The following is a 6,934-nucleotide window of genomic DNA, read 5'->3' as shown; positions in this document are numbered from 1 at the left end:
AAGGCACCGGGCCGGTAGCTCAGGTGGTTAGAGCGCACGCCTGATAAGCGTGAGGTCGGAGGTTCAACTCCTCCCCGGCCCACCAGTTTTGCCGTCTCGGAACCCGTCCGGGGGACGGGTTCAGGCAAAACTCCCGAGCGCAAGCGACGGGATGGTTGGGGGCTTTAGCTCAGCTGGGAGAGCGGTTGCTTTGCAAGCATCAGGTCATCGGTTCGATCCCGATAAGCTCCACCATTTTTGATTAGGTCCGCCGCATAAGCGGTGAGTATCGATCAGATGGCTCTAGCCAGATTTCCAGAGATGAAGAGTAGCGGTTTGCCAGCTTAGGCTGGTGATATGGCGTACAGATGTACGCCTCTTTGACATTGTGAATGGGTTTTTTAATCGATGCCGTGGCGACATGGGGTTGGTTTTTGGTGCTTGCCGCAAGGCAGGTGACAAAGGCTGATCTGATGATCGTTCACACAAGATTATCTGGCTGAGTTTAATAACCACACGAAAGCTAACGGCGAATGCTACCCAGTATTGTCGTTGGTGGTGTGGACTCTCAAGCGTGAGGTAAGGGCATCTGGTGAATGCCTTGGCATGTACAGGCGATGAAGGACGTGGCACGCTGCGATAAGCGTGGGGGAGCCGTGAGCAGGCTTTGATCCCGCGATTTCCGAATGGGATAACCCACCTTCACCATTTAAGACTGGTCCTGAGGAAACTCAGGCCCCGTGTTAAATGGGAGAGGTATCACTAAGCTGAATAAAATAGGCTTTGGTGAAGCGAACCCGGAGAACTGAAACATCTCAGTACCCGGAGGAAAAGACATCAACCGAGATTCCGTTAGTAGTGGCGAGCGAACGCGGACCAGGCCAGCGCCTGGGATATAGTTAGCAGAACGCTCTGGAAAGTGCGGCCATAGCGGGTGACAGCCCCGTATGCGAAAATGATATTCCAGGACTTGAGTAGGGCGGAGCACGTGAAACTCTGTCTGAACATGGGGGGACCACCCTCCAAGCCTAAATACTCGTACATGACCGATAGTGAACCAGTACCGTGAGGGAAAGGTGAAAAGCACCCCGATGAGGGGAGTGAAACAGTACCTGAAACCGGATGCCTACAAGCAGTGGGAGGGTCCTTGAGACCTGACCGCGTACCTCTTGCATAATGGGTCTGTGACTTAGTGTATCAAGCAAGCTTAAGCCGTTAGGTGTAGGCGCAGCGAAAGCGAGTCTGAATAGGGCGACCATGAGTTTGATGCATTAGACCCGAAACCCGGCGATCTATGCATGACCAGGTTGAAGGTGCGGTAACACGCACTGGAGGACCGAACCGTTCAATGTTGAAAAATTGTCGGATGAGTTGTGCTTAGGGGTGAAAGGCCAATCAAGCCGGGAAATAGCTGGTTCTCCGCGAAATCTATTGAGGTAGAGCGTCGGATGATTGCCGTTGGGGGTAGAGCACTGGATGGTTGCGGGGGTCGCGAGATCTACCAATACTAACCAAACTCCGAATACCAACGAGTTTAGTCCGGCAGACAGACGGCGGGTGCTAAGGTCCGTCGTCAAAAGGGAAACAGCCCTAACCTACAGCTAAGGTCCCCAAGTCATCACTAAGTGGGAAAGCATGTGGGATTTCCAAAACAACCAGGAGGTTGGCTTAGAAGCAGCCATCCTTTAAAGAAAGCGTAACAGCTCACTGGTCTAAATAAGAGATCCTGCGGCGAAGATGTAACGGGGCTAAAGTGATGCACCGAAGCTTAGGGTTCAGTCTTTGACTGAGCGGTAGCGGAGCGTTCCGTAGGCCGTTGAAGCGGAAGGGTAACCGACCGTGGAGGTATCGGAAGTGCGAATGCAGACATGAGTAGCGATTAACAGTGTGAGATGCACTGTCGCCGAAATTCCAAGGGTTCCTGCTTAAAGCTAATCTGAGCAGGGTAAGCCGGCCCCTAAGACGAGCCCGAAGGGGGTAGTCGATGGGAACCACGTTAATATTCGTGGGCCTGGAGGTGTGTGACGGATGGCGTAAATGGTCTGGGCTTATTGGATTGCTCCAGGCTGTGAAGTTGTCCCAGGAAATAGCCCCTCCGTATAGACCGTACCCTAAACCGACACAGGTGGAATGGTAGAGTATACCAAGGCGTTTGAGAGAAGTATCCTGAAGGAACTCGGCAAATTGCCTCCGTACCTTCGGAAGAAGGAGGCCCCATATATGCGCAAGCACTTATGGGGGGCACAGGCCAGGGGGTAGCGACTGTTTAGCAAAAACACAGGGCTCTGCTAAGTCGGCTTCAAGACGACGTATAGGGCCTGACGCCTGCCCGGTGCCTGAAGGTTAAGAGGAGGAGTGCAAGCTCTGAATTGAAGCCCAGGTAAACGGCGGCCGTAACTATAACGGTCCTAAGGTAGCGAAATTCCTTGTCGGGTAAGTTCCGACCTGCACGAATGGCGTAACGACTTCCCCACTGTCTCCAGGATATGCTCAGCGAAATTGAATTCTCCGTGAAGATGCGGAGTACCCGCGGTTAGACGGAAAGACCCCGTGCACCTTTACTGCAACTTCAGAGTGGCATTAGGAAAGAGCTGTGTAGCATAGGTGGGAGGCTTTGAAGCATCGACGCCAGTTGATGTGGAGCCATAGGTGAAATACCACCCTGCTGTTTTCTGATGTCTAACCTCGTACCGTTATCCGGTACAGGGACCCTCTGTGGTGGGTAGTTTGACTGGGGCGGTCGCCTCCTAAAGAGTAACGGAGGCGCGCGATGGTGGGCTCAGGACGGTTGGAAACCGTCTGTTAGAGTGCAATGGCATAAGCCCGCCTGACTGCGAGACTGACAAGTCGAGCAGAGACGAAAGTCGGTCATAGTGATCCGGTGGTCCCTCGTGGAAGGGCCATCGCTCAACGGATAAAAGGTACGCCGGGGATAACAGGCTGATGATTCCCAAGAGCTCATATCGACGGAATCGTTTGGCACCTCGATGTCGGCTCATCACATCCTGGGGCTGGAGCAGGTCCCAAGGGTTTGGCTGTTCGCCAATTAAAGTGGTACGTGAGCTGGGTTCAGAACGTCGCGAGACAGTTTGGTCCCTATCTGCCGTGGGCGTCGAAATTTGAGAGGAGTTGACCCTAGTACGAGAGGACCGGGTTGAACATACCTCTGGTGTACCTGTCGTCACGCCAGTGGCGCAGCAGGGTAGCTATGTATGGACGGGATAACCGCTGAAAGCATCTAAGCGGGAAGCCTCCCTCAAGATAAGATTTCTTAGGACCGTGGAAGACCACCACGTTGATAGATCGGATGTGGAAGTGCGGTAACGCATGAAGCTAACCGATACTAATTGTCCTATTCGCGCTTAAGAGTCCCACCATCAACGACAGCACTGGTTATCAGCGCATGTCAGCGACGGTCGGTTGTTAAGCCAGCCCAGATATAGCTTACAAACATACAAACCCGCCTGTTGGCAGGTTTGAACCCAACAAACCCGCCTGTTGGCGAGGTTTGCACCCAATATGTGCACGGCATCGATTATAACCCCCTTATATGCGCCCGCTTCATTGCTTGGTGACCATAGCGTCTGTGACCCACCCGATCCCATCCCGAACTCGGCCGTGAAACCAGTCTGCGCCGATGGTACTATTGCTCAAGCACTGGAAGAGTAGGGCGTCGCCAGGCATTGAAGCGCGCGCATATATCGGACACACAAAACCCATTCACTTTGTCGTTAGCGACCTCTGGTCGCGCCTCTGGCGCGGGATGGAGCAGCCCGGTAGCTCGTCAGGCTCATAACCTGAAGGTCGTAGGTTCAAATCCTACTCCCGCAACCAATCTGAGGTCCAAAAAGACCAACAACGTCTCAAATAGACGTCAAAAAACAGCCTTTTTCCAGGCTGTTATCTCGTGTAGCATGATTTCACACAGGATCATAACCGCTCAGGTGGTTGGCATGGGATTTGTTGGTAAATTTGTTGGTTCGAGAGCCAGGATTTTAAGTCCCGCGCGCGGCATTCAGGAGTCCTGATCCGTGCTCACCGATACCCTTATCCAATCGATTCTCCCCGCCGATCGCATCATCAAGAAAGCCGATGGCGGTGGCCTCAATATCTGTGTCCTGCCCAATGGGCGACGCGAGTGGCGACTTTCCTATCGCTGTGATCGCAAGCAGAAGAGCATCACCGGTGGAGACTATCCGCTAATGAGCATCGATCGCGCCCGGGTGTGGCGCGAGGAAATGAAGGCGGCACTCGCCAACGGCAATGATCCGGCCTACATCAAGCGACAGCAAAGATATGAGGATCAGGCCGAACGTACGACATTCCGCCAACTGGCCCAGGAATGGATGATGGCCAAACGACCGGGGTGGTCAGATCGCTATGCTGGCGTGATCGAAAGGCGGCTTGAAGCAGATATCTTTCCGACCATCGGCAAGCTGTCTGTCCGCTCTATCTTGCCGCGCGACATGCTCATTGCGCTCAAGACTATCGAGGACAGGGGCGCCATCGAGATGGCGCATCGGGTACGGGCCTATTGCAGCGAGATTTTCCGGTTCGGTATTCCAGACGGAAGAGTGAAATCTGACCCTTGTCGTGATCTCGGAACGGTCATGCGCAAGCGCGCCGCGGTGAACCATCGATCTAAAGTCCCAATCAAGGAATTGCCACGCTTCTACGCAGCCCTGAATGCTGATACCGGCTCAAAGTTAAGTCATCTCGCCTTGCGCTGGACCATCCTCACGATGGTTCGGACAACGGAAACTCGCCATGCGCAATGGTCTGAGTTCGAGGGGCTGGGAGGTCCAGAGCCGCTATGGCGAATTCCTGCTGAACGCATGAAGATGCGCATAGAGCATCTCGTGCCCTTGCCACCACAAGCCGTTACGCTTCTCCGGGAGATCAAAGAACTCAACGTCTATGGGAAATATGGCAACGAGCGGTTTGGGCAATATCTCTTCCCGGTGATCGGCAATCAGGGTGATACGATCAGTCAGAACCGCATGCTGATCTTGCTCCAGCGCTTGGGCGTCGGTGACAAAGCGACGGTGCATGGGTTCCGGTCGATCGCCAGCACGGTTCTCAACGAGACAGGGATGTTCAAGGCCGATTGGATCGAGCTTCAACTGGCACATGTGCCGGGCGGCGTACGCGCCGTTTACAATGCCGCACGCTATCTGCCCCGCCGTCGCAGGATGCTCGAATGGTGGGCGGACTATCTCGACAAGGCCGAACAGGCGTCAGCAGCCATCGCCATTGAGAAGGCGACTCCGGTTAGGCCTGCTGTAGGAACGCTGGAGTGGTTTCAGTCGTCCTGGTAAGCGCTCGGCGCCTGCATCCAGCGTAATATCCGTGATAGGCGCCAAGCGACCGCTCTGGCGCCTATCTTCTCTGGTGCCGGAAACCTACCTAAATGGATCTCGCGATAGATTGACGCTTTGGGCTTCCCCGTCTTCTCAATCACCGCTTTAAGCCGCAAAAACTGCTCGTCTCTTTCTGTCATCTGCAAACCTACTTTTAAAGCCTGGTCTGCCCGCGCCATCATCATGCTAATCCGGCATCGGCTTTTCAAGTGGCACCTGAGCCCGTCCCGAACCTAAATACCTATGGCCGCAATTGGGACTTGTACGAACCCGCTGGCGCGGGATTGGCACCTGGCTCGAATTGACCTCGACGATCTGGCGTGGCGCTGTGGTTGAGGCCCGAGCAAGGTAGGCAGAACATCACGATTCCTTTCAACCAAGGAGTCGAACGATGATCAACGCTATTTCTGAAGTTCCTGTTGGATCGCTGCGCCAGCGCATGATCGACGATATGAACATGCGCCGATACGCACGCGAGACGCGGCGCAACTATGTCCGGGACGTCGCGCGCCTTGCCGCTTATCTCGGCCGCCCTCCCGATACCGCGACGGCGGAAGACCTCCGTCAGTTCCAGATCGATCAGAGAGAAGCGGGACTAGGCGTACCGACGATGAACAGCATCGTCGCTGCCCTGCGCTTCTTTTTCACGCATACGCTCGATCGGCCCGATCTTTCTCGCAAGCTCTATACCGTCAAGCACCCGCGCTCTTTACCTGTCGTCCTCGGCCCCGATGAAGTCGCTCGGCTGCTGGAGGCAACCACCTGTCTCAAGCATCAGGCTGCGCTCTCGGTTGTCTATGGTGCCGGGCTGCGGGTGGCTGAGGTTGCGATGCTCAAGGTCCGCGACATTGATAGCGAGCGTATGCTGATCCGTGTCGAGCGCGGCAAAGGCGGTCGATATCGCAACGCGATTCTGTCGGCTGATCTGCTCGTCTTGTTGCGCGAGTGGTGGAAGGTCGGACGACAGCAGGGCGTGATGCACGCCGATGGCTGGCTGTTCCCCGGACAGCATGAGATGAAGCCGATCAGCACGCGCCATCTCTACCGGATTGTTGCCGAGGCCGCGCAGGCGGCTGGCATTGCGAAGAAGGTCGGCCCGCACACGTTGCGGCACAGTTTCGCCACGCACTTGCTGGAGGATGGCGTAGACATCCGCGTCATCCAGGCGTTGCTGGGGCACGCGCAACTGGAGACCACGGCATTCTATACCAAGGTCGCAACCCGAACCGCGCGCGCCGTCATCAGCCCGCTGTCAACGGGGACCGAAGATTCCGCAAAAGTGGGCTCTCCCGCAATTTCGATGCAGGTGTCATGCCATGATACGCGCCCGGAGCAGGTCGAGGCCAGCCCGGCCGTACATGGAACGCTTGATCAGCTTGAGCTTGTTGATCTTGCCTTCGACCGGTCCAGTGCTCCACGGCAAAATCAATGCGGCGCGCACCGCATCAAGATCGCGCCGGGGGCCGCGCGCGAACGAAGCGAGGGCGCTTCCAAGTGCCTGGGCGATCCATGGCTCGAACTCTACGGCGTCGCGTCCGACCAGTATGGTGTGGAAACGCCGCGCAAGGTCGGCAGCATCCGCGACTATGGGCGAG

2 protein-coding genes, 3 tRNA genes, 2 rRNA genes and 1 pseudogene are annotated in these 6,934 nt (G+C 55.7%); 7 read left to right on the top strand and 1 reads right to left on the bottom strand.

The features are described 5' to 3' along the window. Positions 1–8 precede the first annotated feature (8 nt). The 6 genes from U5A89_RS03360 to U5A89_RS03335 all read left to right on the top strand — a co-directional run bounded on the left by U5A89_RS03360 (position 9) and on the right by U5A89_RS03335 (position 5,297). A tRNA-Ile gene (locus U5A89_RS03360) sits at positions 9–85 on the top strand. Between the two features lie 73 nt (positions 86–158). Continuing rightward, positions 159–234, top strand: a tRNA-Ala gene (locus tag U5A89_RS03355). A 315-nt stretch (positions 235–549) separates the two neighbouring features. Further along, a 23S ribosomal RNA gene (locus tag U5A89_RS03350) occupies positions 550–3,345 on the top strand. Between the two features lie 201 nt (positions 3,346–3,546). Then, positions 3,547–3,661 (top strand): 5S ribosomal RNA (rrf, locus tag U5A89_RS03345). A 75-nt stretch (positions 3,662–3,736) separates the two neighbouring features. After that, positions 3,737–3,813 (top strand) — tRNA-Met (locus U5A89_RS03340). A gap of 197 nt (positions 3,814–4,010) precedes the next feature. Then, positions 4,011–5,297, top strand: coding sequence for a tyrosine-type recombinase/integrase (locus U5A89_RS03335; protein WP_338159758.1), 1,287 nt, complete (start codon positions 4,011–4,013; stop codon positions 5,295–5,297). Here the strand turns inward: U5A89_RS03335 and U5A89_RS03330 are convergent. Further along, positions 5,282–5,479: a helix-turn-helix transcriptional regulator gene (locus U5A89_RS03330; RefSeq protein ID WP_338160159.1), complete on the bottom strand. Its 198-nt coding sequence runs from the start codon at positions 5,477–5,479 to the stop codon at positions 5,282–5,284. The genes U5A89_RS03335 and U5A89_RS03330 overlap by 16 nt on opposite strands. 251 nt (positions 5,480–5,730) lie before the next feature. On the opposite strand from U5A89_RS03330, the pseudogene U5A89_RS03325 reads away from it, so the two are divergent. Then, positions 5,731–6,591: pseudogene (locus tag U5A89_RS03325) on the top strand (tyrosine-type recombinase/integrase); the annotation flags it as partial. Positions 6,592–6,934: the final 343 nt, after the last annotated feature.

The sequence above is a fragment of the Sphingobium sp. HWE2-09 genome, assembly GCF_035989265.1.
GTDB lineage: Bacteria > Pseudomonadota > Alphaproteobacteria > Sphingomonadales > Sphingomonadaceae > Sphingobium.
The sequence above is the reverse complement of the archived record's forward strand: the minus strand, read 5'-3'. Positions and strand labels throughout refer to the sequence as shown.

Bases quoted from the DNA above. Each gene is read 5' to 3' on its own strand.
- U5A89_RS03330 (WP_338160159.1), bottom strand. From the start codon at position 5,479: ATGACAGAAAGAGACGAGCAGTTTTTGCGGCTTAAAGCGGTGATTGAG.